This window comes from Pseudomonas sp. NPDC088444 (assembly GCF_044900175.1).
Lineage (GTDB): Bacteria > Pseudomonadota > Gammaproteobacteria > Pseudomonadales > Pseudomonadaceae > Aquipseudomonas.
In genome coordinates this window covers 135,750-162,185 of the sequence record NZ_JBJDNK010000009.1, presented here as the reverse complement: position 1 = coordinate 162,185, position 26,436 = coordinate 135,750, and the positions used below count along the sequence as shown (strand labels likewise).

20 protein-coding genes are annotated in these 26,436 nt (G+C 61.0%); 16 read left to right on the top strand and 4 right to left on the bottom strand.

The genetic code is table 11. The features are described 5' to 3' along the window. Window positions 1–87: 87 nt before the first annotated feature. The 12 genes from ACI2KB_RS18795 (at window position 88) to madM (ending at window position 16,251) form a co-directional block, all read left to right on the top strand. Entirely contained in the window at window positions 88–2,130 is a 2,043-nt protein-coding gene (locus ACI2KB_RS18795) for a methyl-accepting chemotaxis protein (protein ID WP_404636697.1), read from the top strand. A gap of 36 nt (window positions 2,131–2,166) precedes the next feature. Next, window positions 2,167–8,142 carry an Hpt domain-containing protein gene (locus ACI2KB_RS18790; protein WP_404636696.1) on the top strand — a complete coding sequence of 1,992 codons (5,976 nt, stop codon included), beginning with the start codon at window positions 2,167–2,169 and terminating at the stop codon, window positions 8,140–8,142. Beyond that, complete coding sequence (locus ACI2KB_RS18785; RefSeq protein WP_404636695.1) at window positions 8,135–8,623, top strand: chemotaxis protein CheW; 489 nt, start codon at window positions 8,135–8,137, stop codon at window positions 8,621–8,623. The genes ACI2KB_RS18790 and ACI2KB_RS18785 overlap by 8 nt, the downstream gene beginning before the upstream one ends. A gap of 284 nt (window positions 8,624–8,907) precedes the next feature. Further along, entirely contained in the window at window positions 8,908–10,581 is a 1,674-nt protein-coding gene (mdcA, locus tag ACI2KB_RS18780; RefSeq protein WP_404636694.1) for a malonate decarboxylase subunit alpha, read from the top strand. Next, complete coding sequence (locus ACI2KB_RS18775) at window positions 10,581–11,468, top strand: triphosphoribosyl-dephospho-CoA synthase (RefSeq protein ID WP_404636693.1); 888 nt, start codon at window positions 10,581–10,583, stop codon at window positions 11,466–11,468. Before mdcA ends, ACI2KB_RS18775 begins: the two co-directional genes overlap by 1 nt. After that, entirely contained in the window at window positions 11,468–11,767 is a 300-nt protein-coding gene (locus tag ACI2KB_RS18770) for a malonate decarboxylase subunit delta (RefSeq protein WP_404636692.1), read from the top strand. Before ACI2KB_RS18775 ends, ACI2KB_RS18770 begins: the two co-directional genes overlap by 1 nt. Next, entirely contained in the window at window positions 11,760–12,611 is an 852-nt protein-coding gene (locus ACI2KB_RS18765) for a biotin-independent malonate decarboxylase subunit beta (RefSeq protein WP_404636691.1), read from the top strand. Before ACI2KB_RS18770 ends, ACI2KB_RS18765 begins: the two co-directional genes overlap by 8 nt. Next, window positions 12,608–13,408: a biotin-independent malonate decarboxylase subunit gamma gene (mdcE, locus tag ACI2KB_RS18760; RefSeq protein ID WP_404636690.1), complete on the top strand. Its 801-nt coding sequence runs from the start codon at window positions 12,608–12,610 to the stop codon at window positions 13,406–13,408. Before ACI2KB_RS18765 ends, mdcE begins: the two co-directional genes overlap by 4 nt. Then, entirely contained in the window at window positions 13,402–14,040 is a 639-nt protein-coding gene (locus tag ACI2KB_RS18755; RefSeq protein WP_404636689.1) for a malonate decarboxylase holo-ACP synthase, read from the top strand. The genes mdcE and ACI2KB_RS18755 overlap by 7 nt, the downstream gene beginning before the upstream one ends. Beyond that, window positions 14,037–14,972, top strand: a complete 936-nt coding sequence (mdcH, locus tag ACI2KB_RS18750; protein WP_404636688.1) for a malonate decarboxylase subunit epsilon — start codon at window positions 14,037–14,039, stop codon at window positions 14,970–14,972. The genes ACI2KB_RS18755 and mdcH overlap by 4 nt, the downstream gene beginning before the upstream one ends. Before the next feature lie 69 nt (window positions 14,973–15,041). Beyond that, a complete protein-coding gene (gene madL / locus ACI2KB_RS18745; RefSeq protein ID WP_404636687.1) occupies window positions 15,042–15,485 on the top strand; it encodes a malonate transporter subunit MadL in 444 nt (147 codons plus the stop codon). Between the two features lies 1 nt (window position 15,486). After that, window positions 15,487–16,251, top strand: coding sequence for a malonate transporter subunit MadM (gene madM / locus ACI2KB_RS18740; protein WP_404636686.1), 765 nt, complete (start codon window positions 15,487–15,489; stop codon window positions 16,249–16,251). A gap of 206 nt (window positions 16,252–16,457) precedes the next feature. Here the strand turns inward: madM and ACI2KB_RS18735 are convergent, their stop codons facing one another. After that, complete coding sequence (locus tag ACI2KB_RS18735; protein WP_404636685.1) at window positions 16,458–17,378, bottom strand: LysR substrate-binding domain-containing protein; 921 nt, start codon at window positions 17,376–17,378, stop codon at window positions 16,458–16,460. Window positions 17,379–17,545: 167 nt separating this feature from the next. Between ACI2KB_RS18735 and ACI2KB_RS18730 the strand changes: the two genes are divergently transcribed. Beyond that, complete coding sequence (locus ACI2KB_RS18730) at window positions 17,546–18,163, top strand: hemolysin III family protein (RefSeq protein ID WP_404636684.1); 618 nt, start codon at window positions 17,546–17,548, stop codon at window positions 18,161–18,163. Window positions 18,164–18,317: 154 nt separating this feature from the next. Here the strand turns inward: ACI2KB_RS18730 and ACI2KB_RS18725 are convergent, their stop codons facing one another. Beyond that, a complete protein-coding gene (locus ACI2KB_RS18725) occupies window positions 18,318–19,037 on the bottom strand; it encodes a 16S rRNA (uracil(1498)-N(3))-methyltransferase (protein ID WP_404636683.1) in 720 nt (239 codons plus the stop codon). A gap of 176 nt (window positions 19,038–19,213) precedes the next feature. Further along, window positions 19,214–20,620 (bottom strand): adenosylmethionine--8-amino-7-oxononanoate transaminase, encoded by a 1,407-nt coding sequence (locus ACI2KB_RS18720; protein ID WP_404636682.1) that lies wholly within the window; start codon window positions 20,618–20,620, stop codon window positions 19,214–19,216. A gap of 213 nt (window positions 20,621–20,833) precedes the next feature. Here ACI2KB_RS18720 and ACI2KB_RS18715 point away from each other — a divergent pair, with 213 nt between their 5' ends. From ACI2KB_RS18715 to ACI2KB_RS18705, 3 genes are all read left to right on the top strand, one after another. Beyond that, window positions 20,834–22,612 (top strand): flavin monoamine oxidase family protein, encoded by a 1,779-nt coding sequence (locus ACI2KB_RS18715; RefSeq protein ID WP_404636681.1) that lies wholly within the window; start codon window positions 20,834–20,836, stop codon window positions 22,610–22,612. Between the two features lie 363 nt (window positions 22,613–22,975). Beyond that, window positions 22,976–23,527 carry a cytochrome b gene (locus ACI2KB_RS18710; RefSeq protein WP_404636680.1) on the top strand — a complete coding sequence of 184 codons (552 nt, stop codon included), beginning with the start codon at window positions 22,976–22,978 and terminating at the stop codon, window positions 23,525–23,527. A 25-nt stretch (window positions 23,528–23,552) separates the two neighbouring features. After that, complete coding sequence (locus ACI2KB_RS18705; RefSeq protein WP_404636679.1) at window positions 23,553–24,149, top strand: YceI family protein; 597 nt, start codon at window positions 23,553–23,555, stop codon at window positions 24,147–24,149. A 249-nt stretch (window positions 24,150–24,398) separates the two neighbouring features. On the opposite strand, the gene ACI2KB_RS18700 is transcribed toward ACI2KB_RS18705, so the two are convergent. Next, window positions 24,399–26,309, bottom strand: a complete 1,911-nt coding sequence (locus ACI2KB_RS18700; RefSeq protein ID WP_404636678.1) for a DEAD/DEAH box helicase — start codon at window positions 26,307–26,309, stop codon at window positions 24,399–24,401. Between the last annotated feature and the right edge of the window lie 127 nt (window positions 26,310–26,436).

Genomic DNA, 26,436 nt, shown 5'->3' with positions numbered 1-26,436 from the left:
ACTGACCCGCCACTTTCGCCAGCAAGCCGGCTCCCACAGTCGATTCTGTGAGTCAAACACACCGATCTTCAGGCGGAGCCCTGAGCAATGAGTAAAACCGGCAAGTCTCTGGAAGGTCTGCGCAGCCGCTCGCAGATCGTTGCACTGTTCATCGGCCTGATCGTGCTGATCATGCTGTTGTTCGTCAACTTCGCGTATCTGAGCACCCAGTCCAACTACGACAAACAGTACATAGGCCACGCGGGCGAGTTGCGCGTGCTGTCCCAACGGATCGCCAAAAACGCCACTGAAGCTGCTGCTGGCAAGGCCGCCGCATTCAAGTTGCTGGCCGATGCGCGCAACGATTTCGACACCCGTTGGCAGTATTTGAAGAAAGGCGATAAAAACACCGGTCTGCCTGCGGCACCGGCTGAAGTGACGGATGAGCTGAAAGCGGTGCAGAACGACTGGGAAAATCTGCGGAAAAGCACCGATGTGATTCTTTCCCGCGAACAAACGGTGTTGTCACTGCATCAGGTCGCTGCGACGTTGGCCGAGACCATTCCGCAGTTGCAGATCGAGTCGGAAAAAGTCGTCGATATCCTTCTGCAGAATCGTGCTCCCGCCAGTCAGGTGGCATTGGCGCAACGTCAGTCTTTGCTCGCCGAGCGAATTCTCGGTGCTGTGAACACCGTGTTGTCCGGGGATGAGTCTGCCGTTCAGGCCGCCGATGGCTTTGGTCGCGACGCCAGCCAGTTCGGGCGTGTACTGAACGGCATGCTCGAAGGTAACGCGACCCTGAAAATCGCTCAGGTCGAGGATCGGGATGCGCGCGCGCGATTGGCTGAAATTGCCGAACTGTTCCAGTTTGTGTCGGGATCGGTCGACGAAATTCTGGAAACATCGCCGGAGTTGCTCGAAGTGCGAGAGGCGTCCGGGAATATCTTCACCCTGTCCCAGACCCTGCTCGATGAAGCCTCGGTGCTGGCAAACAGCTTCGAGCACATGGCCGGCGGTCGGGCGACCAACAGTTACGGCGGCTACATTCTGGGCTTGTTGGCCTTGATGTCGATCATCCTGATCGGTTTGGTCATGGTTCGCGAGACCAACCGTCAACTGCGTGAGACCGCCGAAAAGAACGACCGCAACCAGACTGCGATCATGCGTTTGCTCGATGAAATCGAAGACCTGGCCGACGGCGATTTGACCGTGGCCGCGTCTGTGACCGAAGACTTCACCGGGGCGATTGCAGACTCCATCAACTATTCCATCGATCAACTGCGTGAACTGGTGGCGACCATCAACCTCACTGCCGAGCAGGTCTTCGGCGCGGTGAAGGACACCCAGACCACGGCGACGCAACTGGCGGCGGCCTCCGAGCATCAGGCGTTGCAAATCGCTGCCGCGTCCACGGCGGTGAATGACATGTCCCGCTCTGTCGAGCAGGTTTCGGCCAATGCTTCGGAATCCGTCGCGGTGGCCGAGCGTTCCGTGGCCATCGCCAACAAGGGTAACGAGGTGGTGCACAACACCATCCATGGCATGGACAACATTCGCGAGCAGATTCAGGACACCTCCAAGCGCATCAAACGCCTTGGCGAGTCTTCGCAGGAAATCGGCGATATTGTCAGCTTGATCGATGACATTGCCGATCAAACCAACATTCTGGCGCTTAACGCTGCGATTCAGGCGTCGATGGCGGGCGATGCCGGACGTGGCTTCGCGGTGGTTGCGGATGAAGTCCAGCGTCTGGCCGAGCGTTCGTCTTCAGCCACCAAGCAGATCGAGACGTTGGTCCGCGCGATTCAAAATGACACCAATGAAGCGGTAATCTCCATGGAGCAGACCACCTCCGAGGTGGTGCGCGGCGCGCGGCTGGCGCAGGATGCGGGGGTGGCGCTGGAAGAAATCGAAGGGGTTTCGAAAGTGCTGGCGGCGCTGGTCGAAAGTATCACCAACGCGGCGCAGCAGCAGGCGGCGTTGGGGCAGCAGATTTCCGCAACGATGCAGGTGATTCAGCAGACCACCACGCAGACCACCTCGGGAACCGCCGCCACTGCGCAGAGCATGGGCAATCTGGCGAAAATGGCCAGTGAGATGCGCCGCTCGGTGTCCGGTTTTACACTGCCCGCATCGCGGGATACGCATTGATCGTCAGGCCTCACGACTTGGGCAACTGGAGCCATCATGGCTGACCGTCACGACTACGTGGCCCTAGAGTGGGTCAAGGGTGAAATCGCCGATACGCTCAAACACGCCCGACAGGCGCTGGATGCGTACGTCTCGCGCCCTCACGATCCGTCGACGATGGAAGTCTGTCTGGACTTCATTCATCAGGTGCACGGCAGCCTGCAAATGATCGAGTTCTATGGCGCTGCTTTGTTCGCCGAAGAGATCGAACAACTGGCGTTGGCGTTGCAGTGCGGTCATGTGGGGCAAGAGGCTGAGGCGGTGCAGTTGCTGCATCAGGCCATGAGCCAGTTGCCCGTTTATCTGGAGCGCGTGCACTCGGCCCGCCGTGACCTGCCGCTGGTGGTGCTGCCGCTGCTCAACGATCTGCGCAGCGCCCGAGGCGAGAGTCTGCTCTCGGAAACCAGCCTGTTCTCGCCGCAATTGCTGACCGTTCCCGCTCTCGACACGCAAGCCCTCGCCGAGCGCGACAGCCCCGAACTGCCCGGAAAACTGCGCAAATGGCGCCAGACCCTGCAAACCGCGCTGGTCGGTCTGATGCGCGAGCAGGATGTGCAGAAACAACTCGATTACATGACCAGGGTCTTCGCGCGTCTCGAAACCTTGTGCAAGGATGCGCCCCTTGAACCGCTCTGGCGCATCGCCTCCGCCCTGGTGGACGGTATGGCGAGTGGCAATTTCACCAACAGCCCGGCCTTGCGCAGTCTCTTCAAGGACGCGGACAAGGAATTGAAAAGGTTGTTCGAGCAGGGGATCGCGGGGATCAATCAGCCAGCACCCGATGAGTTGCTGAAAAGTCTGCTGTTCTACATCGCCAAATCTGACAGTCAGGCTCAGAAAATGATGGATTTGAAGGATCAATACGGTCTTGACGAGGCCCTTCCCGAAAGCGCGCTGGTCGATGAGGAGCGCGCGCGAATGGCCGCGCCCGACCGCGATGCGATGCGTTCGGTGATCATTGCATTGTGTGACGAACTGGTGCGCACCAAGGAGCGGCTGGACGTGTTCGTGCGGGGCGACCGCCAGCACGTCAGTGAACTCAATGCGCTGTTGCCGCCGCTGAGGCAAATCGCCGACACGCTGGCGGTGCTGGGTTTCGGTCAGCCGCGCAAGGTCATCATCGACCAGCTCACGGTGGTGCAGGGCATGGCTCAGGGGCAACGGGAGCCGAGTGATCCGAGCCTGATGGATGTGGCGGGTGCCCTGCTGTACGTCGAGGCGACGCTGGCGGGCATGGCTGGGACGGTCGATCAGAGCAGCCCCGAAGAAAGTCGTTTGCCGACCACCGACCTGAGCCAGATTCATCAACTGGTGATCAAGGAAGCGCGGCTCGTTTTGCAGCAGGCCAAGGATGTGATTGACGATTACATCGTCGGCGATCTGGATCGTCAGCGACTGGCGCCGCTGTCGGCGCAACTGATACAGGTGCGTGGTGCGTTGGCGATGATTCCGCTGACCCGCGCCTCTGGTCTGTTGGCGGCATGCAACGAATACATCATCGAGCATCTGTTGCAGGATCAGGAGCGTCCGAGCTGGTCGCAACTCGATCATCTGGCCGACGTGATCATCGGTATCGAGTATTACCTGGAGCGCATGGCCGAAGACCCGGAAGCGCCAGGGGAGCGTGTGCTGGATCTGGCTCAGGAGAGTCTGGCCAGGCTGGGGTATTCGCCTGTCACCGATGAGGTGGAGGTGCCGATGCTCGATCAGGTCATCGCCCACGCAGCGCAGCACGATACGCCTCCTGCGTCGGTCGAAAGTCAGAGCCTGGCTGAAGTGCTGGCCAGCCCGGTTTCGGCGGTCAACCCTCCGGCTCGTCACGTTCCCGCCAGCCTGCTGCCGCCACCGAAGAGTGAGCCTGCGGTCGATGACGACCTGCGTGATGTGTTTCTCGAAGAGGCTGACGAAGTTCTCGAAGCCCTGCACGAATACCTGCCGCGCTGGCTGAGTGATCCACAGAATTTTTCCGCGTTGGGCGAAATTCGCCGGGCATTTCACACCCTCAAAGGCAGCGGGCGCATGGTGCGGGCGCTGGTGCTGGGTGAGTTGGCCTGGGCGGTAGAAAACCTGTTGAACCGGGTGCTGGAGCGCAGCGTCGAGCCTGACGAACGCGTCCAGCAACTGCTCAAAGACATGCAGGCGCTGCTGCCGGATGTGATTCGTGACTTTGCCGAAGACGTTCAGCGCCAGCGGGACGATGTCGACCTGTTGGCGGCCCGTGCCCATGCGCTGGCGCAGGGTGAAGAGGACGAGGTGCAAGTGGTTGCATCGCCCGACCCTGTGGAGCCGGAAGAAGGCTTCGACCCGCAGTTGTTGGAGATTTTCCGTCAGGAAGCCCTGGCGCATCTGGACACGCTGAACCGCTATCTGGACGCCGTTCAGCACGATGACTCGCCCACGTTCAGCGACGATTTGCTGCGCGCGATGCACACCTTGAAAGGCAGTGCCTACATGGCCGGTGTGCTGCCGATGGCGGAACTGGCGGGGCCGCTGGACCTGCTGATTCGCGAGTACAAGACCAATCTGATGAGTGTCGGCCAGCCCGAAATCGAGCTGTTGCGCTCAGCCGAGCCATTGTTCCATCAGGGGTTGGCGAACCTGAAAATCGACCCGCTGATGCCGATCGAGGGCGCTGCGGCGTTGATCGAAATGGCTCGGGCGTTGCTCGATCAGCAACTGGCTGAAGCCCTCAACGCGGATGGCCACGGTTTGCGCCGTCGTCGTAACCCGCAATTGATTGCCAGCTTTCTTGCCGAAGGCATGGACATTCTGCTGGACGCCGAAACCCTGCTCAGCCGTTGGCGCAAACACCCTGGCGAGCGGCAGGAGCTCAACGCGCTGCTGGATGAACTGACCATGCTCGGCCAGGGCGCGCACATGGCTGATCTGCCACAGGTGGACGAGCTGTGCGAAGCCCTGCTGGACCTCTATGGCGCGGTGGAAGAAAGCAGTCTTGCGGTCAGCGAGCGGTTTTTCGATGAGGCAGAAAGCGCCCACGAGGCACTGATCAACATGCTCGATCAGGTGGCGGCCGGTCAGGAGGTTCAGGCCTGCCCCGAGCGCATTCAGGCGCTGCGAGAGCTGCTCGATGAGGCTTTGGACCCTGCGGCGATGGGCATCGTGCAGCGCGACGGTGGATTGGCCAGCCGTGTCATCGAGCTGGATCAAGCGACCGAAGCCCTTGAGAGCCAGGTTGCGCCTGTCGAGCGGGACGATATCGATCAGGAGATCGTCGACATCTTCCTTGAAGAAGCCGTCGATATCCTCGATGGCGCGGGCAAGGCCTTGCAGCGCTGGCTGGATGATCCGGACAACGCGATGCCACTGTCGTCGCTTCAGCGTGATCTGCACACCCTCAAAGGTGGCGCGCGCATGGCGGAGATTGGCCCGGTGGGCGATCTGGGTCATGAGCTTGAATCGCTGTACGAGGCGTTGATCGACCGGCGCTGTATGTATTCGTCTCCGCTCGCGGCGTTGTTGGTGCGCAGTCACGACCAGTTGGCCGCCATGCTCGATCAACTGCAAAACCGTGCCGAACTGACCACCGCCGATGCGTTGATCGAGGAAATCCGCGAGTTCCGCCAATCCAGTTTCGCAGCCGTGCCGGAAAGCGAGCCGCGCAATGTTGGTTCGATGATCCAGCCGCTGGACGAGCGCGACCCCGAGCTGCTGGAAATCTTCCTCGAAGAAGCCGACGACATCATCGAAAGTTCCAGCGCGGCGCTGGTGCGCTGGCAGGCCGAGCCACAGAACACCGTGGAAGTGGAAAACCTGCTGCGCGACCTGCACACCCTCAAGGGTGGCGCGCGGATGGTGGAAATCACGTCGATTGGCGATCTGGCTCATGAACTGGAGTCGCTGTACGAGGGGCTTTCCTCCGGTGCGCTGAAAAACGGCGCGCTGCTCAACGGCTTGCTGCAAAGCGGCCATGACATGCTTGCCGACATGGTCGATGCCGTTCGTGGCTATGAGCCGCTGCCCAACCCGGCGCTACTGATCGACAGCATTGCTCAGTATTCCGCCTCGGGAGCGATCCATGAGGTGGCGGTCAAACCGCTGGAAGAGCCCGTCATTGCGCCGCCTCCAGCGGTTGAGTCGGCACCTGTCACGCCCGAGCCCGACGCCGAGCGTGCAGGGCCCGAAATGGTCAAGGTGCCCGCCGAGCAACTGGAAGACCTGGTGAACCTGGCCGGTGAAACCTCGATCTTTCGTGGGCGTATCGAGCAGCAAGTCAGCGATGCTCAAGCCACGCTGGCCGAGATGGAAATCACCATCGAGCGGATGCGCGACCAGTTGCGTCGGCTGGACATCGAAACGCAAGGACGGATTCTCAGCCGAGATCATCAGGCCGAGCGGCTGGGTTATGAGGAATTTGACCCACTGGAAATGGACCGCCATTCGCAGTTGCAGCAGCTTTCGCGCGCCCTGTTCGAATCGGCCTCGGACCTGATGGACCTCAAGGAAACCCTCGACACCCGCGCTCACGACGCCGAAACCCTGTTGCAGCAACAGGCGCGGGTGAACACCGAGCTTCAGGAAAACCTGATGCGCACGCGCATGGTGCCGTTTGAGCGCATGGTGCCGCGCTTGCGTCGGATCGTACGGCAGGTGTCGGGCGAATTGAACAAGAAGGTCCGATTCGACGTGATCAACGCCGAGGGCGAAATGGACCGCAACGTGCTGGAGCGCATGGTCGCGCCCTTGGAACACATGCTGCGAAACGCGGTGGATCACGGTCAGGAAAGCACGGAAAAACGCCTTGCGGCGGGCAAGCCCGAAGTCGGGCATATCACATTGAGCCTGGCCCACGAAGGCGGCGATATCGTCATCGAGATGAGCGACGACGGCGCGGGCGTCGATTTCGAGGCCGTGCGGCGCAAGGCGATCAAGCGCGGTCTCATCGCGCCGGATGCAGAGTTGAGCGAGCACGACACGCTGCAATTCATCTTGCAGGCCGGTTTTTCCACTGCCGAAACCATCACCCAGATTTCCGGGCGCGGCGTGGGCATGGACGTGGTGCACGCCGAGGTCAAAGAGCTGGGCGGCTCGATGGTCATCGACTCGAAAGCCGGGCAAGGCGCGCGATTCCGTATCCGCCTGCCGTTTTCGGTGTCGGTCAATCAGGCCTTGATGGTGCAATGCGGCGATGAGCAATACGCGGTCCCGCTGAACAGCGTCGAAGGCATCGTGCGGGTCATGCCCAGTGAACTGGAGGCCTGTTATCAGTCTTCGCCCGCTCGCTACCAATATAGTGACCGGACCTATGAGTTGCGCTATCTGGGCGAACTGTTGCACAACAGCCAGCCGCCCAAGTTGATCGGGCAGACCCAGCCGCTGCCCGTGTTGCTGGTTCACGTTCACGATCAGTGGGTAGCGGTTCAGGTGGACGCGCTGGCGGGGTCGCGGGAAATCGTGGTCAAGAACCTCGGGCCGCAGTTTTCAGGCGTTCAGGGGATTACCGGCGCTACGATTTTGGGAGACGGCAGCGTCGTGCTGATTCTGGACCTGTTTGCCCATATTCGCCGCCACCACGCGCAGAGGCTCGCCTTGCACGTGTCCGGGCAGGCGCCGACGCCGTATATCGAAGCCGAGCATACCCGCCCATTGCTGGTGATGGTGGTGGACGACTCGGTCACTGTGCGCAAAGTCACCGGGCGCTTGCTGGAGCGTAACGGCATGAACGTGCTGACGGCCAAGGACGGTGTCGACGCCATGGCCCTGTTGCAGGAGCACACCCCCGACGTCATGTTGCTGGACATCGAGATGCCGCGCATGGACGGCTTTGAGGTCGCCAGTAAAGTCCGCGAAGACGAAGCGCTCAAACACCTGCCGATCATCATGATTACGTCCCGTTCGGGCCAGAAACACCGAGACCGCGCCATGGCGTTGGGCGTGAACGACTACATGAGCAAGCCGTATCAGGAAGCGGCTTTGCTGGAGAGCATCGCCCACTGGAGTCACGCCCATGTCTGACACCACCAGCCAGACCGCACGCCTGACCAGCCTCACCGGATTGCTCATCCCCTTGAGCGACCGGCATCTGCTGCTGCCCAACGTGGCGGTGGCTGAATTGATCGATTATCAGGACAGCATCGCCGATCCCGCTGCGCCTCAGTGGTATCTGGGGCCGATCGACTGGCGGCATCGCAGCCTGCCGTTACTCAGCTTCGAAGCCGCCTGCGGTGGCCGCGCGCGGGTAGGCGGACGGGCACGGATCGTCGTGCTCAATGCGTTGGGTGGACGGCCTGATCTGAAATTCATCGCCTTGCTGACTCAGGGTATTCCTCGCTCCTGCAAGCTCGACAGCCAACTCAGTTATGTCGATGTGCCGTTGTCCGAGCTGGAACTGGCGGCGGTGCAGGTGGGGGATACGGTGGCGAAGATTCCGGATCTGGTGGCGTTGGAACAGTGGTTGGTGGATGCGGGGTTGGTGCAGGTGTCGGGTAGCTTTTGATTCAGTGTGGAGCCTTGCGGGGTTCGCGCATGGCTTTTGATGCAGATGAGGGTCGACGCATGACTTTTGATTCTGGGCGAAGCTCGTAGGAGCGGCGCTTGCCCGCGATCTGGCGCGAAGCGGCAGCAAAACCATACACCCGCGTCGTGTCAGGCAGATCGGGGGATTGGAGCCACTTTCTGGCAAATCATTACTCCAACCGTAACGATCCCGCCCGCTACTTGATTGATACCCCCCCGCCATCCTCCTAAGGTGACCCACGACAGCGAACCCGTGGAGTCAGCATGACGACTACAACAAACCTTGACCCGCGCTGGTCGCGTCGTCGCAGCGAAAAGCAGCGGCGGCTCGAGCAAGTGCGTTCCCTCGCCGATGGCGTGGTTCTGCCCACCGACAAGATCGTCGCGGCGCTGGAGGCGTTGATTGCGCCCGGTGACCGGGTGGTGCTGGAAGGCAACAACCAGAAACAGGCGGATTTTCTTTCACGTTCGCTGGTCAGGGCCGACCCCGGCAAGTTGCATGACCTGCACATGATCATGCCCAGCGTCGGGCGCGCCGAGCATCTGGATCTCTTCGAACGCGGCATCGCCCGCAAGCTCGATTTCTCCTTCGCCGGTACGCAAAGCCTGCGCATCAGCCAGTTGCTGGAAGACGGCCTGCTGGAAGTCGGTGCGATTCACACCTACATCGAGCTGTATTCCCGCCTGTTGGTCGACCTGATTCCCAACGTCGTGCTGTCTGCCGGTTTCATGGCCGACCGCGCAGGCAACATCTACACCGGTGCCAGTACCGAAGACACCCCGGCCTTGATCGAACCGGCCGCGTTCAGCGATGGCATCGTCATCGTGCAGGTCAACCAATTGGTGGACGACGTCAGCGATCTGCCCCGCGTGGACATTCCGGCGTCGTGGGTCGATTTCGTGGTGGTGGCCGACAAGCCGTTCTACATCGAACCGCTGTTCACCCGCGATCCGCGCCACATCAAGCCGGTGCATGTGCTGATGGCGATGATGGCGATTCGCGGGATCTACGAGAAACACAACGTCCAGTCGCTGAACCATGGCATTGGCTTCAACACCGCCGCCATAGAGCTGATCCTGCCCACCTACGGCGAATCCCTCGGCCTTAAAGGCAAAATCTGCCGCAACTGGACGCTCAATCCACATCCAACCCTGATCCCTGCGATTGAAAGCGGCTGGGTGGAAAGCGTGCATTGCTTCGGCACCGAACTGGGCATGGAAAACTACATCGCGGCGCGGCCTGATGTGTTCTTCACTGGCCACGACGGCTCGATGCGCTCCAACCGCATGATGTGCCAACTGGCCGGGCAGTATGCGGTGGATCTGTTCATCGGCGCCACGCTGCAAGTAGACGGCGATGGCCATTCCTCCACCGTGACTCGGGGCCGCCTCGCCGGTTTCGGCGGCGCGCCGAACATGGGCCATGACCCGCGCGGTCGTCGTCATGGCACCCCGGCCTGGCTCGACATGCGCCAGCAAACCCCCGATACCGACGCTTATCTGGCACGGGGTAAAAAGTTGGTGGTGCAGATGGTCGAAACCTTCCAGGAGGGCGGCAAACCGACCTTCGTCGAGAAGCTGGACGCCATCGAAGTCGCGAAGAAGAGCGGCATGCCGCTGGCGCCGATCATGGTCTATGGCGACGACGTTACCCACCTGCTGACTGAAGAAGGCATTGCCTATCTGTACAAAGCGCGCAGCCTCGAAGAGCGCCAGGCGATGATCGCCGCCGTTGCAGGCGTCACGGCCATCGGCTTGCGCCACAACCCCAAAGACACCGCTCGCATGCGCCGTGAAGGCTTGATCGCGCTGCCGGAAGACCTGGGTATTCGCCGCACCGACGCCACGCGTGAACTGCTGGCCGCCAAGAGCATTGCTGAACTGGTGGAGTGGTCCGCAGGCTTGTACAACCCGCCTGCGAAATTCAGGAGCTGGTGATGCGTGCACTTAACGTTGCATTCAACGAAGCACCACGTTCGCTGCCATTGGCCGAGCGGCTCGCAGATCTGGCGGTGGACGCGCTGATCGACGAGGCTGACCTCTCGCCCAAACCCGCGCTGGTGGACCGTCGCAGCAGTGGCGCCCACAAAGACCTGCATCTGGGTTTGATGCACGCCTCGGCCCTGTCCCTCTGGCCTGCGTTCAAAGAGATGGCCGAAGTGGCCATTGAGATCGGTGAAATCAACCAGCCGTTGAGAGAGGCGATTGGCCGGATCGGTCGCGAAGGCGAGGCCGCCATGATGCGCACCACGGGCGACGTGAATACCCATCGCGGCGCGATCTGGGCACTGGGTTTGCTGGTCACGGCAGCCGCGCTTGATCCAGAGGATCTGTCACCTGCGGGCTTGGGCCTGCGCGCGGGTTGTCTGGCGTTGATCGAGGATCGTCAGCAGCCTGCCACCAACAGTCATGGCGCGCAGGTCGCTCGCAAGTTCGGCGCGATGGGCGCCAGAGAGCAGGCGCAGATGGGCTTTCCGTCCGTCACGCAAACCGGCTTGCCGCAACTCCAGCGCAGCCGCACAGCGGGGCATGGTGAACAGAACGCTCGGCTCGATGCCTTGCTGGCAATCATGACCACGCTCTCCGACACCTGCGTGCTGTATCGCGCAGGCGAACGGGGCTTGCAGGCCACGCAGTTTGGTGCGCAACGGGTGCTCGACGCCGGTGGCAGTGCGACCCTCAGCGGTCGTCGCGCCTTGCATGAGCTGGATCAGCAACTGCTGAGCCTGAACGCATCTCCGGGAGGCGCTGCCGATCTGCTGGCCGCTTGCCTGTTTATCGATTGCCTTGAGCCTGCGCTCGGCATTGAAACGAGGACTATGTGATGGAAACCCTGTCTTTCGAATTCCCGGCGGGCCAACCGCCTTTGGGGCGTGCGCTGGTGGGCTGTGTGGGTTCCGGCGATCTGGAAGTGCTGCTTGAACCCGGCCTGCCGGGCAGGTTGACGATTCAAGTGCTGACGTCAGTGAACGGCAGTTCGGCGCGCTGGCAGCACCTGTTCGAGCGCATGTTCGACGGTCAGACGCCGCCTGCCCTGAGCATCGATATCCACGACTTCGGCGCGACCCCCGGCGTGGTGCGCCTGCGTCTGGAGCAAGGTTTCGAGGAGATCGGTCATGACTGACAGCGCCCGTCTGCTCAAACAACACAGCTTCGTCGAACTCGGTGCTCGGCAACGTGCCCGTGCACTGCTCGACGAAGGCAGCTTTCGCGAACTGATCGATCCCTTTGCGCGCGTTACGTCGCCTTGGTTGGCGAAGCAGGGCGTGGTGCCCCAGGCTGACGACGGCGTGGTAGTCGCCAAAGGTTCGATCGGTGGTCAGCCGGTGGTGATCTGCGCCATTGAAGGAGCCTTTCAGGGCGGCAGCCTGGGCGAAGTCGGCGGCGCGAAAATGGCCGGTGCACTGGAGCTGGCGGCTGAAGACAACCGTAAAGGCATCCCGACCGCAGCCGTTCTGTTGCTGGAAACCGGTGGCGTGCGCTTGCAGGAGGCCAATCTGGGGCTTGCTGCGATTGCCGAAATTCATGCAGCCATTGTCGATCTGCGTCGTTATCAGCCGGTGATCGGCGTGGTGGCGGGCAGCGTCGGTTGCTTCGGCGGCATGTCCATCGCCGCCGGGCTGTGCAGCTATCTGGTGGTGACTCAAGAGGCGCGTCTCGGGCTGAACGGCCCGCAGGTGATCGAGCAGGAAGCAGGCATCGAAGAATATGACTCCCGCGACCGGCCTTTCATCTGGAGCCTGACCGGGGGCGAGCAGCGTTACGCCAGCGGTCTGGTAGACGCTTACGTCGCCGACGACATCGCTGCCATTTCTCAGCAGGTGGAAACGCTGCTGCAAAAAGGCAAACCCGAGCACGAACGCAGCAGACAGTACGGAGTGTTCCTGCAACGGCTGTCCGGTCTGGACACTGCCTCGCAAATCGAGCCTGCTGCTGTGCGCGCGCTCTACAAAGGAGAACAGCCATGAGTGCGTCCGTCCGCGGTTTGAACTGGTTCAATGCCCTGAGCGCTGGCGCTTCGCACGTGGTGGGTTTGCCCGCATCGGTCAAAGTTGCCGATGGCCAGTTGGGCGCTCAGCCTGCGCGTTTTCTCGCGGTAGTGGCTGACTCAAGCAACCGCTTCCCTCGCGCCCGGAACGGCGAGGTCGGCTTGCTGGAAGGCTGGGGGCTGGCGAAAGCTGTCGATGCCGCCATCGAACTGGATCGGCAAAACCCGCAAAAGCGTGCATTGGTAGCCATCATCGACGTGCCGAGCCAGGCCTATGGCCGTCGCGAAGAGGCATTGGGTATTCATCAGGCGCTGGCCGGGGCAGTCGATGCGTATGCTCGCGCGCGGCTGGCTGGGCATCCGGTGATTGGCTTACTGGTGGGTAAGGCAATGTCCGGCGCGTTTCTCGCTCATGGCTACCAGGCCAACCGTTTGATCGCCCTTCGCGATCCGGGTGTGATGGTGCACGCGATGGGCAAAGCCTCGGCAGCCCGCGTCACCTTGCGCAGTGTCGAAGAACTGGAAAAGCTCGCCGCGAGCATCCCGCCGATGGCCTATGACATCGACAGCTACGCGGGGCTGGGCCTGCTCTGGGAAACCCTTTCGGTGAGCCAGATCGAACAACCGGCTGCCGGGGATATCAGCGTGGTTCAGGAGTGCCTGATCGCGGCGATCAAAGACGTTCAAGGCGGCAGCAACGATTTGAGTTCGCGGCTGGGCGCGCCTAACCGGGCGGCGTCTTCGAAAGTCCGCGAACTGTTGCGGGCGCAGTGGTAATGCGCCTCAACCTGCACGTGCAGCCCCACGATTTGTTGTGGGGCATGCCGGTGGCCGCTTTGCCTGCCGACGCGCCTGCGTGGGTGGTCGAGGCGGTCAGCCTTGGGCATCCAGTGGTAGTGCGCCGGGCGCAGGTAGCGGCGGGCTGCATAGCTGTGGGGGTTCGAGGTCGCACGCGGGATCAGCGCTTCGCGATGGTGATGAAACTGGCCGACATCGCGCGGCAGGTCCGACCTGAGCAGTTGGTCGATGCTGTGGACAACCTGGGCACCGAGTGGCCAGCGTTGCGTGTGCTGAAACAGATACGTCCGATGCTGGATGCCGTGAGTTTGCCGTGGGGTATTGCGGGCAGCGCCGGTTTTGAGTTGGCGACGGGCATCAAGGTGCTGCATCAGGACAGCGATCTGGATTTGATCTTGCGCGCCGAGTCGTTCTTCAGCCGCCAACGGGCCGTTGAACTGCTCGAAGCGCTGGACGGCGCGGCCTGTCGCATTGACCTGCAACTGCAAACTCCATTCGGGGCGGTGGCTTTGCGCGAATGGGCGGGTTCCGCGCGGCAGGTATTGCTCAAAGCGGACGAGGGCGCGCGACTGGTGAGCAACCCGTGGCTGGCCCAGGAGTGCGCAGCATGAGCAGCTTTTGGGCGTTTCCCGGCCAAGGCGCGCAGCAGGCGGACATGTTGCACGCGCTGCCGAGCGATCCGTTGATTGGCGAATGCCTGCGCGAAGCCAGCGACGCGCTGAATGAGGAAGTACTGGATCTGGATTCCCCCGAGTCCTTGCAGTCCACTCGCAGCGTTCAGCTGTGTTTGCTGATCGCAGGCGTCGCCTGTTCGCGATTATTGATGGCGCGGGGCAATGCCCCGGATTACGTGGCAGGGCTGTCGATTGGTGCCTACCCGGCAGCGGTGATCGCAGGTGCCTTGAGCTTCGCCGACGCCGTACGGCTGGTCGCTCTGCGGGGTGAATTGATGCAGGGTGCTTATCCACAGGGCTATGGCATGACAGCGTTGATCGGGCTGGATCAGGGTGTAGTCGAACGTCTCGTCGCGCAAGTCCACAGCCCGCGCAGCCCGGTGTACCTAGCCAATATCAATGCGGACAACCAGTTCGTCATTGCGGGCAATGATCAGGCCATGGCTGACGTTGCATCACTGGCAAAGGGCGAGGGCGCTGCGACGGCGAAACGTTTGGCGGTCAGCGTGCCCTCTCACTGCGAGCTGTTGAGCGAATCCGCACGGGCGCTGGCGCAGGCGTTCGCAGAGGTGTCGATTCAAGTGCCGACGCTGAAATACCTGAGCGGCAGCACCGCTCGCCCGCTGTTCACCGCGGACAAATTACGCGACGACCTGGCCTTCAACATGTGCCGGGTCATCGACTGGCGCAGCACCGTGCAAACCGCCTACGAGCGCGGTGCGCGTCTGCAGATCGAATTACCGCCTGGCACTGTCTTGACGGGATTGGCGAGAAGAGTGTTTGAACAAGGATCGGCTGTCGCCTTTCAGGGCGCCCGGCTGGATACGCTGAGCGCGCTGTCGCGAGAGGAGGAACGTCGCCAACTATAAACGGGCTGAACCGGCTGCTGCTTTCGAAGGAACACAAAAACAACAACTTCGACGATTGAGGGCAAAACAATGATTATCTACGGCGTTGCGTTACTCGCTATCTGCACCCTCGCGGGGGTGATTCTCGGTGACTTGCTCGGCGTGCTGCTGGGGGTCAAATCCAACGTGGGCGGTGTCGGGATCGCGATGATCCTGCTGATCTGCGCCCGTCTCTACATGCAAAAGCGCGGAGGCATGAGCCAGGGTTGCGAAATGGGCGTCGGCTTCTGGGGCGCGATGTACATTCCGGTGGTCGTGGCCATGGCCGCGCAGCAGAACGTCGTCACGGCGTTGAAAGGCGGCCCGATTGCAGTGATCGCGGCCATTGGTTCGGTGGTCGTTTGCGGCTGCACGATTGCGTTGATCAGTCGGATCAACAAGGGTGAGCCATTGCCCGCAGAGGAACCCAAACACGAGCCTAAACACGAAAGCTCGGTGATCGCGCCGACCACCGCACCGGCAGGAGGTCGCTGATATGTGGGATCTCATTCAGAAAGACCTCATCAGTCAGGGCCTGATCACGGCGTTCGCTGTCGTCGGCGTGGTGATGTGGATTTCCGTGGTGCTGTCCAAGCATCTGACCTTCGGACGCATCCACGGCTCGGCCATCGCCATCGTGATCGGCCTGGTACTGGCGTGGGTCGGTGGCGTGATGACCGGCGGCCAGAAAGGCCTCGCTGACCTCGCGCTGTTCTCCGGTGTTGGTTTGATGGGCGGTGCGATGCTGCGCGACTTTGCGATCGTGGCCACGGCATTCGAGGTGCAGGCCACTGAGGCGAAAAAGGCCGGGTTGATCGGCGCATTCTCTTTATTTCTGGGCACTGTGCTGCCGTTCATCGTCGGTTGCTGTGTGGCCTATGCGTTTGGCTACCGCGATGCGGTGAGCATCACCACCATCGGTGCGGGCGCGGTGACGTATATCGTTGGGCCAGTGACTGGGGCGGCGTTGGGTGCGAGTTCGGATGTGATGGCGTTGTCGATTGCGACTGGGCTGATCAAGGCGATTCTGGTGATGGTCGGCACCCCCATGGCGGCACGCTGGATGGCGTTGGACAACCCGCGTTCAGCGATGGTGTTCGGTGGCTTGGCAGGTACGGTCAGCGGCGTGACAGCGGGCCTTGCGGCGACGGATCGGCGGTTGGTGCCGTATGGCGCGTTGACCGCAACCTTTCACACCGGGCTGGGCTGTTTGCTGGGGCCTTCGCTGCTGTATTTCATCGTGCGCGGGATTTTGGGTTAAGCCCGGATCTGCACTTGATTCTGGCCGAAGGCCGTAGGAGCGCGCTTGCCCGCGAAGAGGTGTGTCAGTAACAAATGAGTGGCCTGACACGCCGCATTCGCCAGCAAGCCGGCTCCCACACGGATCGGCCCCGGTTCTGTGGGAGCCGGCTGGCGAAAGGGGTTGATCAGTCAACATGGAATCTCCTACAGGGCGCACCCCTGCAGCTACCCCTCGGCCAACCGATTCGAATACATCCGGCACTCTGCCAACAACGCCAACAGGTTCGGATCGCGCTCCCTGGCCTTGAGAAACACCAAACCAATGTGCTGCTGCATGCGATACCGCGGCTGAAGGGGGATCAGGCGCACGCGGTTTTCGTACACGGCGGCGATGCGGCCCGGCAGCAGCGCGTAGCCCACCCCCGAACTGACCATGCTCAGCAGGGTGAAGATGTCGTTCACCTGCATCGCTACTTTTGGTTCGAACCCCGCCTGTAGAAACACTCGCGTGCCGTCACGGTGGGTGGCGAAGCCTTGGGTCAGGGTGATGAAGGTCATTTCCCGCAGATCACTCAGGTCCACTTCGCTCTGTTGTGCAAACGGCGAGTCAGCGGGTGTTGCGAGAAAAATGTCGTCGGAGAACAGCGGCAACTGCTCGCAATCCGGGTCGCTCACGCTTTCGTTGAGCGACACCAGAATTGCGTCCACTTCCATGTTCTTCAGCTTGTAAAACAGGTCGATGTTCGAGCCAAGAATCAAATCGATGTTCAGCTCGCTGCGGCGGATCTTCAGGCCCATGATCAACTGCGGCACGGTTTTGACCGTCAGCGAGTACAGCGCGCCCAGCTTGAAGCGCGCTGCTGAAAACCCTGCCGCTGCGCGAGTCTGCTCGACCATCCCCACGGTGTCCTGCACCAGCTTCTGCGCTTTCTCTTCCAGCACGTATGCGCTTTCGAGTGGCGTCAGGTTGCGACCTTCGTGTTTGAACAACGGGCAGCGCAGCGCGTTCTCCAGTGAGTGAATCGCCCGATGAACGCTGACCGTGCTCGTCTGCAATTCCGACGCCGCACGCCCAAGATTGCCGGTGCGCATGAAGGCCAGAAAGATTTCCAGCTTCTTGAGGGTCAGTTCTTCATCGATCTGCATCGTCTGGTTTCCGCCGCGGATTCTTGTTGTTCGCAGGCTCGATTGTGCCCAACTCGTCTCTGGCTGGCTGCATTAAATTCTCATTAACACTGACACATGGATTGCGCTTTTGGGTCATAAGCTGGAGCCTTGAGGCATGTCGTGCAACTGAGCGAGGTCGTTTACGGATGTACTACGGAGAAAAATTCAACGCCTGGACCCATCTTGTGGGTGCCGTTTTGGCGTCCATCGGTGCGGTGTGGTTGCTGGTGATCGCCAGTATTGCCGGAGATGTGTGGAAGATTGTCAGCGTCGCGGTGTACGGCGTGGCGCTGGTGCTGTTGTACAGCGCCTCGACCGTGTACCACAGCGTGCGTGGGCGGGCGAAGGTGATCATGCAGAAGGTCGATCATCTGTCGATTTATCTGTTGATCGCAGGCAGCTACACCCCGTTCTGTCTGGTGACCCTGCGCGGGCCGTGGGGCTGGACGTTGTTCGGGATCGTCTGGGGGCTGGCGGTGGTCGGTATGTTGCAGGAGATCAAACCGCGTTCAGAAGCGCGGGTGATGTCCATTGTGATCTACGCCGTCATGGGGTGGATCGTGTTGGTGGCGGTTAAACCGTTAATGGCTGCCTTGGGAACGGCGGGGTTCACCTGGCTGGCGCTGGGTGGGGTCTTGTACACCGTGGGGATTATTTTCTTTGCCTACGACAAGCGCTTTCGGCACTGGCACGGGATCTGGCACCTGTTCGTGATCGCCGGGAGTCTGCTGCATTTTGTGGCGATTACGCGGTATGTACTGTAATCACACTGCTTCCCTTGTGGGAGCCGACTTGCTGGCGAAAGCGGGGTGTCAGGCAACTGATTCATGACTGACTCACCGTATTCACCAGCAAGCCGGCTCCCACAAGGTTCGGTGCTGGTGTCGAAATCGGTTTTTCACACCAGGCCCCTATCGTTCAGAAATCCCCCCACAACTGCTGCGCAACGCTCAGCGCCACGACCGGCGCGGTTTCGGTGCGCAGTACACGCGGGCCGAGGCGGGCGGCATGGAAACCTGCGTTTTTTGCCTGATCGACTTCCGCATCGTTCAGTCCGCCTTCCGGGCCAATCAGAAACGCCAGCGTGCCGGGCTTTTCATGGCTGACCAGCGGTTCGGCCACCGGATGGAGCACCAGCTTCAAATCGGCTTCGGTCTGCTTGAGCCAGTCAGCCACTGTGACCGGTGCGTTGATCACCGGCACCACTGACCGTCCACATTGCTCGCAAGCGCTGATCGCGATCTGTTGCCAGTGGGCCTGGCGCTTTTCGGCGCGTTCATCTTTAAGTCGAACTTCGCAGCGTTCACTGATGATCGGGGTGATCTGCGAAACGCCCAGTTCGGTGGCTTTCTGAATCGCCCAGTCCATGCGCTCGCCACGGGACAGGCCCTGACCCAAGTGGATCTGCAAGGGCGACTCGGTCAGGCCCGCGAAGCTTTCGCTGACCTGCACGCGGACCCGCTTCTTACCAACTTCCACCAGCGCGGCGCGAAACTCCAGGCCTGAGCCGTCGAACAACTGCACCGCGTCGCCCTCGGCCATGCGCAACACACGACCGATGTAATGCGCCTGGGCTTCAGGCAATTCGTGTTCGCCGATGCTCAGTGGGGCGTCGATGAAAAAGCGGGAGAGTCTCATGGTTGTTTCTCTGTGAATCAGTGAATTCTTCAGGTACTGCGCATATTCCTGTGGGAGCCGGCTTGCTGGCGAAAGCGATGGGTCATCTATATTGATGTCGACTGTCACACCGCCTTCGCCAGCAAGCCGGCTCCCACAAGTCAGGGGCAACCTGACAGGGGAGCGTTCAGTTCCAATCAACCCGGATCACGGAAATCCGGATGGAAGTTCTCACGCACGGCCACGCTGATGCTGCTGCGGGTGGCGATGTCGATGCCTTCGCTGGCCACTTCGGCGAGGAAGTCGATCTGCTCCGGGGTGATGACATACGGCGGCAGGAAATACACCACGCTGCCGAGCGGGCGCAGGAGGGCGCCACGGGTCAGGGCGTGTTCGAAGACTTTCAGGCCACGGCGCTCCTGCCACGGATACGCCGCTTTGCTGGCCTTGTCCTGCACCATTTCGATGGCCAGCGCCATGCCGGTCTGGCGCACCTCGGCGACGTTCGGGTGATCCACCAGGTGCGCCGTCGCGGTCTTCATGCGCTGCGCCAGCGTCTTGTTATTCTCGATGACGTTGTCCTGCTCGAAGATGTCCAGCGTCGCCAGCGCCGCCGCACAGGCCAGCGGGTTGCCGGTGTAGCTGTGGGAGTGCAGGAAGGCGCGCAGGGTCGGGTAGTCGTCGTAGAACGCCTCATAGACGTCATCGGTGGTCAGGCACGCCGCCAGTGGCAGGTAACCGCCGGTCAACGCTTTGGACAGGCACAGGAAGTCCGGGCGAATACCGGCCTGTTCACAGGCGAACATGGTCCCGGTGCGGCCAAAGCCCACGGCGATTTCGTCATGAATCAGATGCACGCCATAACGATCGCAGGCCTCCCGCAGCAGCTTGAGGTAAATCGGGTCGTACATGCGCATGCCGCCCGCGCCCTGAATCAACGGCTCGATGATCACCGCCGCAACGGTGTCGTGATGCTCGGCGATGGTTTGCTCCATCACCGCAAACATCGTGCGGGTGTGCTCTTCCCAGCTCACGCCTTCCGGGCGGTGGTAGCAATCGGGGCTCGGCACTTTGATGGTGTCCATCAACAGCGCTTTGTAGGTCTCGGTGAACAGCGGCACATCACCCACCGACATCGCCGCCACGGTTTCGCCGTGGTAGCTGTTGGTCAGGGTGATGTAGCGTTTCTTGTTTGGTTTGCCGCGGTTGAGCCAGTAGTGAAAGCTCATTTTCAACGCGACTTCGATGCAGGACGAGCCGTTATCGGCGTAGAAGCAGCGGGTCAGGCCCTCTGGCGTCATGGCCACTAGACGCTCGGACAGTTCGATGACGGGCTGATGGCTGAAGCCAGCGAGAATCACGTGTTCCAGTTGATCGACCTGGTCCTTGATGCGCTGATTGATGCGTGGATTGGCGTGGCCAAACACATTGACCCACCAGGAGCTGACAGCGTCCAGATAACGCTTGCCTTCGAAGTCCTCCAGCCACACCCCTTCACCGCGTTTGATCGGGATCAGCGGCAGCTGTTCGTGGTCTTTCATCTGGGTGCAGGGGTGCCACAGGACCTTGAGGTCACGCTGCATCCACTGGTCATTCAGGCCCATTGGTCATCTCCAGGTACGGCTCGCCCGAGGCGAGGGCAAAACAATCGCGCAAGCCTATGCAATGCATGGCGAGGGGACAACCTTTAACCGTCAGAAATCGGCTTGATGGACACCGCTAGCGGGGCTTTCGCGGCTGGCGTATCCTGCGCGCTCTTCGAAGAATCGGACGTCTGAATCCGATAATTCCCTCGTTTCACTCCGGAGTTTCCCCGAATGCTTTCTGGTTGGCTGCGCGCCTGTGCGCTGGTGATGGTTGGGCTGGTCAGCGCGTCGGCGCTGGCTGTGGAAAAACCGCATACGGCGATTGTCGTGGGCGGTGGTCTGGCGGGCCTGACGGCAGCCTATGAGTTGCAAAGCAAGGGCTGGCAAGTCACGCTGCTGGAAGCCAAGCCCACCGTCGGCGGCCGTTCGGGCCTGGCAGGCAGTGAATGGATCGGCAATGCCAAGGCGCAACCTGTTCTCAATCAATACCTGGACCGCTTCAACCTCAAACCGGTGCCTGCGCCTGAGTTTGTGCGGACACCGGGTTACCTGATCGAAGGCGAGTATTTCTCCGCCGCCGATCTGGCCACCAAGCAACCGGCGACGGCCGAAGCGATCAAACGTTACGAAACGACGCTGGACGATCTGGCCAAATCCATCACCGATCCGGAAAACCCTGCCGCCAACAGCACGTTGTTCGCGCTGGATCAGATCAACGTGTCCAACTGGCTGGACCGTCTAAACCTGCCACCGACCGCACGTCAGTTGATCAACCAGCAGATTCGTACCCGTTACGACGAGCCTTCGCGCCTGTCGCTGCTGTATTTCGCCCAGCAATCGCGGGTCAATCGCAACGTGGACGACCGTGATCGTCGTGCTGCACGTCTGCCAGGCGGCAGCGCGGTACTCGCCGAGGCATTCGTCAAACAGCTGAAAGTGATCAAGACCAACTCGCCGGTGTCGGCCATCAACCAGGACAAGGACGGCGTGACCGTCAAAGTGGGTTCGGTGGGTTACGAGGCCGAGTATGTGGTCCTCGCCGTACCCTTGCGCGCGTTGAGCAAGATTCAGCTGACCCCGGCGCTGGATGCCCAGCATCAGGGCGCGATCAAGAGCACCAACTACGGCTGGCACGACCAGATCATGTTGAAGTTCAAAACCCCGGTCTGGGACAGCAAGGCGCGGATGTCCGGTGAGATTTACAGCAACACCGGTCTGGGCATGCTATGGATCGAGCCTGCGCTCAAAGGTGGTGCGAACGCTGTGATCAACCTGTCCGGCGACAATGCGCGGATCATGCAGGCGTTTGGCGACAAGCAGATGGTGGATCAGGTACTGATTCGTCTGCATGCGTTCTATCCACAAGCGCGGGGTGCATTCACCGGTTACGAGATCCGCCGCTCCAGCGTCGATCCGTCCACCGGCGGCGCGTATCTGGCGTTCGGTCCAGGGCAGATCAGCAAATACTGGCGCCTGTGGGAAAAGCCACTGCAACGCATTGCGTTTGCGGGTGAACACACCGACAGCCTGTACCCGGGCACGCTGGAAGGTGCGCTGCGTACCGGTCAGCGGGCGGCGGGTCAGGTTCAGGATCTTGCGGCAGGCAAGTCGTTCGAGCCCGTGAAGGTCGAGCCTGCAAAAGCACCTGAGCCTGCAGCGAAGGAAAGCGGCGGTGGCATTGGTGGCTTCTTCTCGAACATGTTCGGTGGTTCCAAACCCGAGCCGAAACCGGTTGAGAAAGCGCCAGAACCTGCACCGGTTCCTGCTCCAGCCCCGGCACCTGCTCCGGTTGCGCCGCCTGCTCCAGTGGTTGAGCCAGCCAAGCCTGCTGCCGAGCCTGCGAAGAAGGCGCCTGCCAAGAAAGAAGCGGCGCACAAGGAGCCTGCAAAAAAGGCCCCAGCCAAACCTGCCGCGACGCACAAGCCTGCGACCAAGGCTGATGCCACCAAGAAAGCGCCTGCCAAGACAACTGAGAAGGCAGCCACTCCGGCAGCGGACAGCAAGAACTGATCGCTGAGTTCGAGCTATGAAAAAGGCGCGGTTACATACCGCGCTTTTTTTCGTCTCGCGAATAAGGCGAGCGTCTAGAGTGTTGTCAGGAGGTGCACATCCTGTGGGCATCGGCTTGCTGGCGAAAGCGGTGGTTCATCTACATTGATGTCGACTGTCACACCGCATTCGCCAGCAAGCCGACTCCCACGGTGAGCGAGGGAGAGCCATAACGTTGCGTTAATCCTCTTCGAAGAAAAATATGACGGGAAATTTCAATCGTATTTCCCGATATTTCGTAGCGAAATTTTGCGCTTTCTTTCGATAGGTAAACCGATAGTCTTGCTCACAGCTTTAACGGGCTGCTCTTACAGGAACGCTAGCATGCAGTTACGCAACTCTTCTTCACGCTATGGCTGGGTCAGCATTGTTTTGCACTGGGGTGTCGCGCTGACTGTTTTCGGATTGTTCGCGCTGGGGCTGTGGATGGTCGGTCTGGGCTACTACGATGCCTGGCGCAAGGCGGGTCCGGATCTGCACAAGAGCATCGGCATCACCCTGTTCTTGTTCATGCTGATTCGCGTGGTCTGGCGCTTCGTCAGCCCACCGCCGCCTGCTCCGGCCAACCACAGTCGGTTCGTGCGGATCGCCGCCAAACTGGGGCATGCGTTCCTTTATCTGGACCTGTTCCTGGTGATGTTTGCCGGTTACCTGATTTCCACCGCCGAAGGTGTCGGGATTCCGGTGTTCGGATTGTTTGAAGTGCCTGCGCTGATCAGCGGACTGCCCGACCAGGCGGATGTTGCCGGTGAAGTGCACCTGTACCTGGCCTGGACGCTGGTGATCTTTGCGGTACTCCACGGGCTGGCCGCCTTGAAGCATCACTTCATCGACCGTGATGCCACACTCATTCGTATGCTTGGCCGCAAGGCCTGAATTCAACTCAGAAGGAAGAAGACGTATGTTGAAAAAGACACTTGCTGCACTGGCTCTGGGTTCCGCGCTGCTGACAGCGGGTCAGGCAATGGCCGCTGACTACACCATCGACAAGGAAGGCCAACACGCCTTCATCGATTTCAAGATCAGCCACCTGGGCTACAGCTTCATCACCGGTACATTCAAGGACTGGAGCGGTACGTTCAGCTTCGACGCTGCCAAACCTGAAGACAGCAAAATCAGCATCGACATCAAAACTGCCAGTGTCGACACCAACCACGCTGAGCGTAACAAACACATCAGCAGCAAGGACTTCCTGGACGTCGCGACCTACCCTGACGCCAAGTTCGTCTCCACCAGCGTCAAGTCGACCGGCAAAAACGCCGATGGCAAAGACACTGCTGACGTGACCGGCGATCTGACTCTGCATGGCGTCACCAAGCCAATCGTCATCAAGGCCGTCTTCAACGGCGAAGGCAAGGATCCATGGGGCGGCTACCGTGCTGGCTTCAACGGCACCACCACCATCAAACGTTCCGACTTCGGCAAGATGATGGACCTGGGTCCACAGTCTGACACTGTGACCTTCGACATCTCGTTCGAAGGTGTGAAAGCCAAGTAATACGGGCTTGCCAAAAAAAACGCCGACCTCAGGGTCGGCGTTTTTGTTTCAGCTCACAGCGCGATTCCTACGAACTGGTCGGGGGAGGCGTGTCAGCCAATGGAGGTGTGTCCGATCTACCGCCTTCGCCACCAAGGCGGCTCCCACAGAACCGGCGTCGACCACAAATCTATGGCTCGACACGCCTTACTGTGGAAGCCGGCTTGCTGGTGAAGGCGCCCGGCCAGGCAACAAGATTCCCCGCAGGCGTTAGCTGTCGCGGTTACGCGTCAGCAGCGCTGGCTTTTCACCCCGTGGACGGCTTGGCAACTGATCAAGCATTTCAGCAGACGGGAACCGGTCGATCTTGGACTCTTTGTGCATGATCTTCGGCCCAGGCTGGCCATCGCGAGGCCCACGGACAGCGGGCTCCTGGCGCGCTTGTTGGTCGTCGCGGGACGGGCGGCGGTTGCGTGGCTGGTCTTCGCGACGGCCAGAACCGTTACGAGGTTGGCCATTGCGCTTGCCTTGAGTACCCGCACCTGCTGCTGTGCCTTTGCTCGCGCCACCACCTGAACCATTGCGCGAACCGTTGCGACCTGCGGACTGACCGCGCGGTGCCTGCGTCGAACCTGCGGCAGCAGGAGCGCCCGGACGGCGGTTGCGGCCTTGCGAGTTCTTGTTCTGGTATGGGCTGACGTAATCGGCGCGGTTGCCGAAGTTATCAACATCATCATCCAGAAACTCTTCCGGATCGCGATCAGCGCGAGGCGCTGGCGGCTTGGAAGGGCGTGCTTCGGCGGATGGCGTACCCTGACGAGGCTTCTGCCGACGCTGCTGATTGCGGGCCGGGCGTTGTTCACCTTCGGCGGTCGCGGCAGCAGCCGGTTTTTCCTTGTCTTTCTCTTTGCCCTTGTCCTTGCCTTTGTCTTTGCGACCGCCGTTGGCGTTTTCGCCACGCTGGCCACGGCCGTTACGCGGGTTGCGCACATCAGGGCGCTCGCGTACTTCAGGCTTTTCAGCTTCGACCGAGTTGATGTCGAAGCCCATCAGATCGCCATCCGGGATCTTCTGTTTGGTCATGCGCTCGATGCTTTTGAGCAGTTTCTCTTCGTCTGGCGCAACCAGGGAGATCGCCTCGCCAGTACGGCCCGCACGGCCGGTACGACCGATGCGGTGCACGTAGTCTTCGTCGACGTTAGGCAGCTCGAAGTTGACCACATGAGGCAGTTGGTCGATGTCCAGGCCGCGTGCCGCGATGTCGGTCGCGACCATGATGCGCACGCTGCCTGCCTTGAAGTCGGCCAGGGCTTTGGTGCGGGCGTTCTGGCTCTTGTTGCCGTGGATCGCCACAGCGCTCAGGCCGTGTTTGTCCAGGTACTCGGCCAGACGGTTGGCGCCGTGCTTGGTGCGGGTGAAGACCAGCACCTGTTCCCACGCGCCCTGAGTGATCAGGTGCGCCAGCAGCGATCGCTTGTGGTTGGCAGGCAGGCGGAAAACGCGCTGCTCGATGCGCTCGACCGTGGTGTTCGGCGGCGTGACTTCGATGCGCTCAGGGTCGTGCAGCAGCTTGCTGGCCAGCGCGGTGATGTCCGCCGAGAAGGTGGCCGAGAACAGCAGGTTCTGGCGTTTGGCGGGCAGGCGCGCAAGGACTTTTTTCACGTCATGGACGAAGCCCATGTCGAGCATGCGGTCGGCTTCGTCGAGAACGAGGATTTCGACGTGGGACAGATCGACGCTGCCCTGACCGGCCAGGTCCAGCAAACGGCCCGGGCAGGCGACCAGCACGTCGACACCACGGGCCATGGCCTGAACCTGCGGGTTCATGCCAACGCCGCCGAAGATGCAGGCGCTGACGAACTTGAGGTTCTTGGCGTAGATCTTGAAGCTGTCGTGAACCTGCGCGGCCAGTTCACGCGTCGGGGTCAGGACCAGTACGCGCGGCTGACGCGGGCCGTGGCGTTGGGATTTGTCCGGGTGACCGGCGGGGAACAGGCGCTCCAGAATCGGGAGCGCGAAACCACCGGTTTTTCCCGTACCTGTCTGAGCAGCGACCATCAGATCGCGGCCTTGCAACACGGCGGGAATGGCCCGCTGTTGCACCGGAGTAGGCTGGGTATAGCCAGCAGCCTCGATGGCGCTGACTAAAGCCTCGGAGAGACCGAGGGAAGCAAAGGACATGAGTAATCCTGTCTTAAGTTGGGGCCAAGGGGCCCGAATAGGAATGATCTGCGCTGCACGAATCGGCGCGCGATCCCGGGGTCTGTAAGTTCAACTCGTGGCAGGGGCGCGTGAATGAAAAATGCGC

What these genes read in the sequence shown, in the direction of transcription:
- ACI2KB_RS18765 (WP_404636691.1), top strand. Translation starts at nt 11,760, where the DNA reads ATGACTGACAGCGCCCGTCTGCTCAAACAACACAGCTTCGTCGAACTC.
- ACI2KB_RS18730 (WP_404636684.1), top strand. Translation starts at nt 17,546, where the DNA reads ATGTACTACGGAGAAAAATTCAACGCCTGGACCCATCTTGTGGGTGCC.
- mdcE (WP_404636690.1), top strand. Translation starts at nt 12,608, where the DNA reads ATGAGTGCGTCCGTCCGCGGTTTGAACTGGTTCAATGCCCTGAGCGCT.
- ACI2KB_RS18715 (WP_404636681.1), top strand. Translation starts at nt 20,834, where the DNA reads ATGCTTTCTGGTTGGCTGCGCGCCTGTGCGCTGGTGATGGTTGGGCTG.
- ACI2KB_RS18725 (WP_404636683.1), bottom strand. Translation starts at nt 19,037, where the DNA reads ATGAGACTCTCCCGCTTTTTCATCGACGCCCCACTGAGCATCGGCGAA.
- ACI2KB_RS18775 (WP_404636693.1), top strand. Translation starts at nt 10,581, where the DNA reads ATGCGTGCACTTAACGTTGCATTCAACGAAGCACCACGTTCGCTGCCA.
- mdcA (WP_404636694.1), top strand. Translation starts at nt 8,908, where the DNA reads ATGACGACTACAACAAACCTTGACCCGCGCTGGTCGCGTCGTCGCAGC.
- madM (WP_404636686.1), top strand. Translation starts at nt 15,487, where the DNA reads ATGTGGGATCTCATTCAGAAAGACCTCATCAGTCAGGGCCTGATCACG.
- ACI2KB_RS18705 (WP_404636679.1), top strand. Translation starts at nt 23,553, where the DNA reads ATGTTGAAAAAGACACTTGCTGCACTGGCTCTGGGTTCCGCGCTGCTG.
- ACI2KB_RS18770 (WP_404636692.1), top strand. Translation starts at nt 11,468, where the DNA reads ATGGAAACCCTGTCTTTCGAATTCCCGGCGGGCCAACCGCCTTTGGGG.
- ACI2KB_RS18720 (WP_404636682.1), bottom strand. Translation starts at nt 20,620, where the DNA reads ATGGGCCTGAATGACCAGTGGATGCAGCGTGACCTCAAGGTCCTGTGG.
- ACI2KB_RS18710 (WP_404636680.1), top strand. Translation starts at nt 22,976, where the DNA reads ATGCAGTTACGCAACTCTTCTTCACGCTATGGCTGGGTCAGCATTGTT.
- ACI2KB_RS18700 (WP_404636678.1), bottom strand. Translation starts at nt 26,309, where the DNA reads ATGTCCTTTGCTTCCCTCGGTCTCTCCGAGGCTTTAGTCAGCGCCATC.
- madL (WP_404636687.1), top strand. Translation starts at nt 15,042, where the DNA reads ATGATTATCTACGGCGTTGCGTTACTCGCTATCTGCACCCTCGCGGGG.
- mdcH (WP_404636688.1), top strand. Translation starts at nt 14,037, where the DNA reads ATGAGCAGCTTTTGGGCGTTTCCCGGCCAAGGCGCGCAGCAGGCGGAC.
- ACI2KB_RS18735 (WP_404636685.1), bottom strand. Translation starts at nt 17,378, where the DNA reads ATGCAGATCGATGAAGAACTGACCCTCAAGAAGCTGGAAATCTTTCTG.
- ACI2KB_RS18790 (WP_404636696.1), top strand. Translation starts at nt 2,167, where the DNA reads ATGGCTGACCGTCACGACTACGTGGCCCTAGAGTGGGTCAAGGGTGAA.
- ACI2KB_RS18785 (WP_404636695.1), top strand. Translation starts at nt 8,135, where the DNA reads ATGTCTGACACCACCAGCCAGACCGCACGCCTGACCAGCCTCACCGGA.
- ACI2KB_RS18795 (WP_404636697.1), top strand. Translation starts at nt 88, where the DNA reads ATGAGTAAAACCGGCAAGTCTCTGGAAGGTCTGCGCAGCCGCTCGCAG.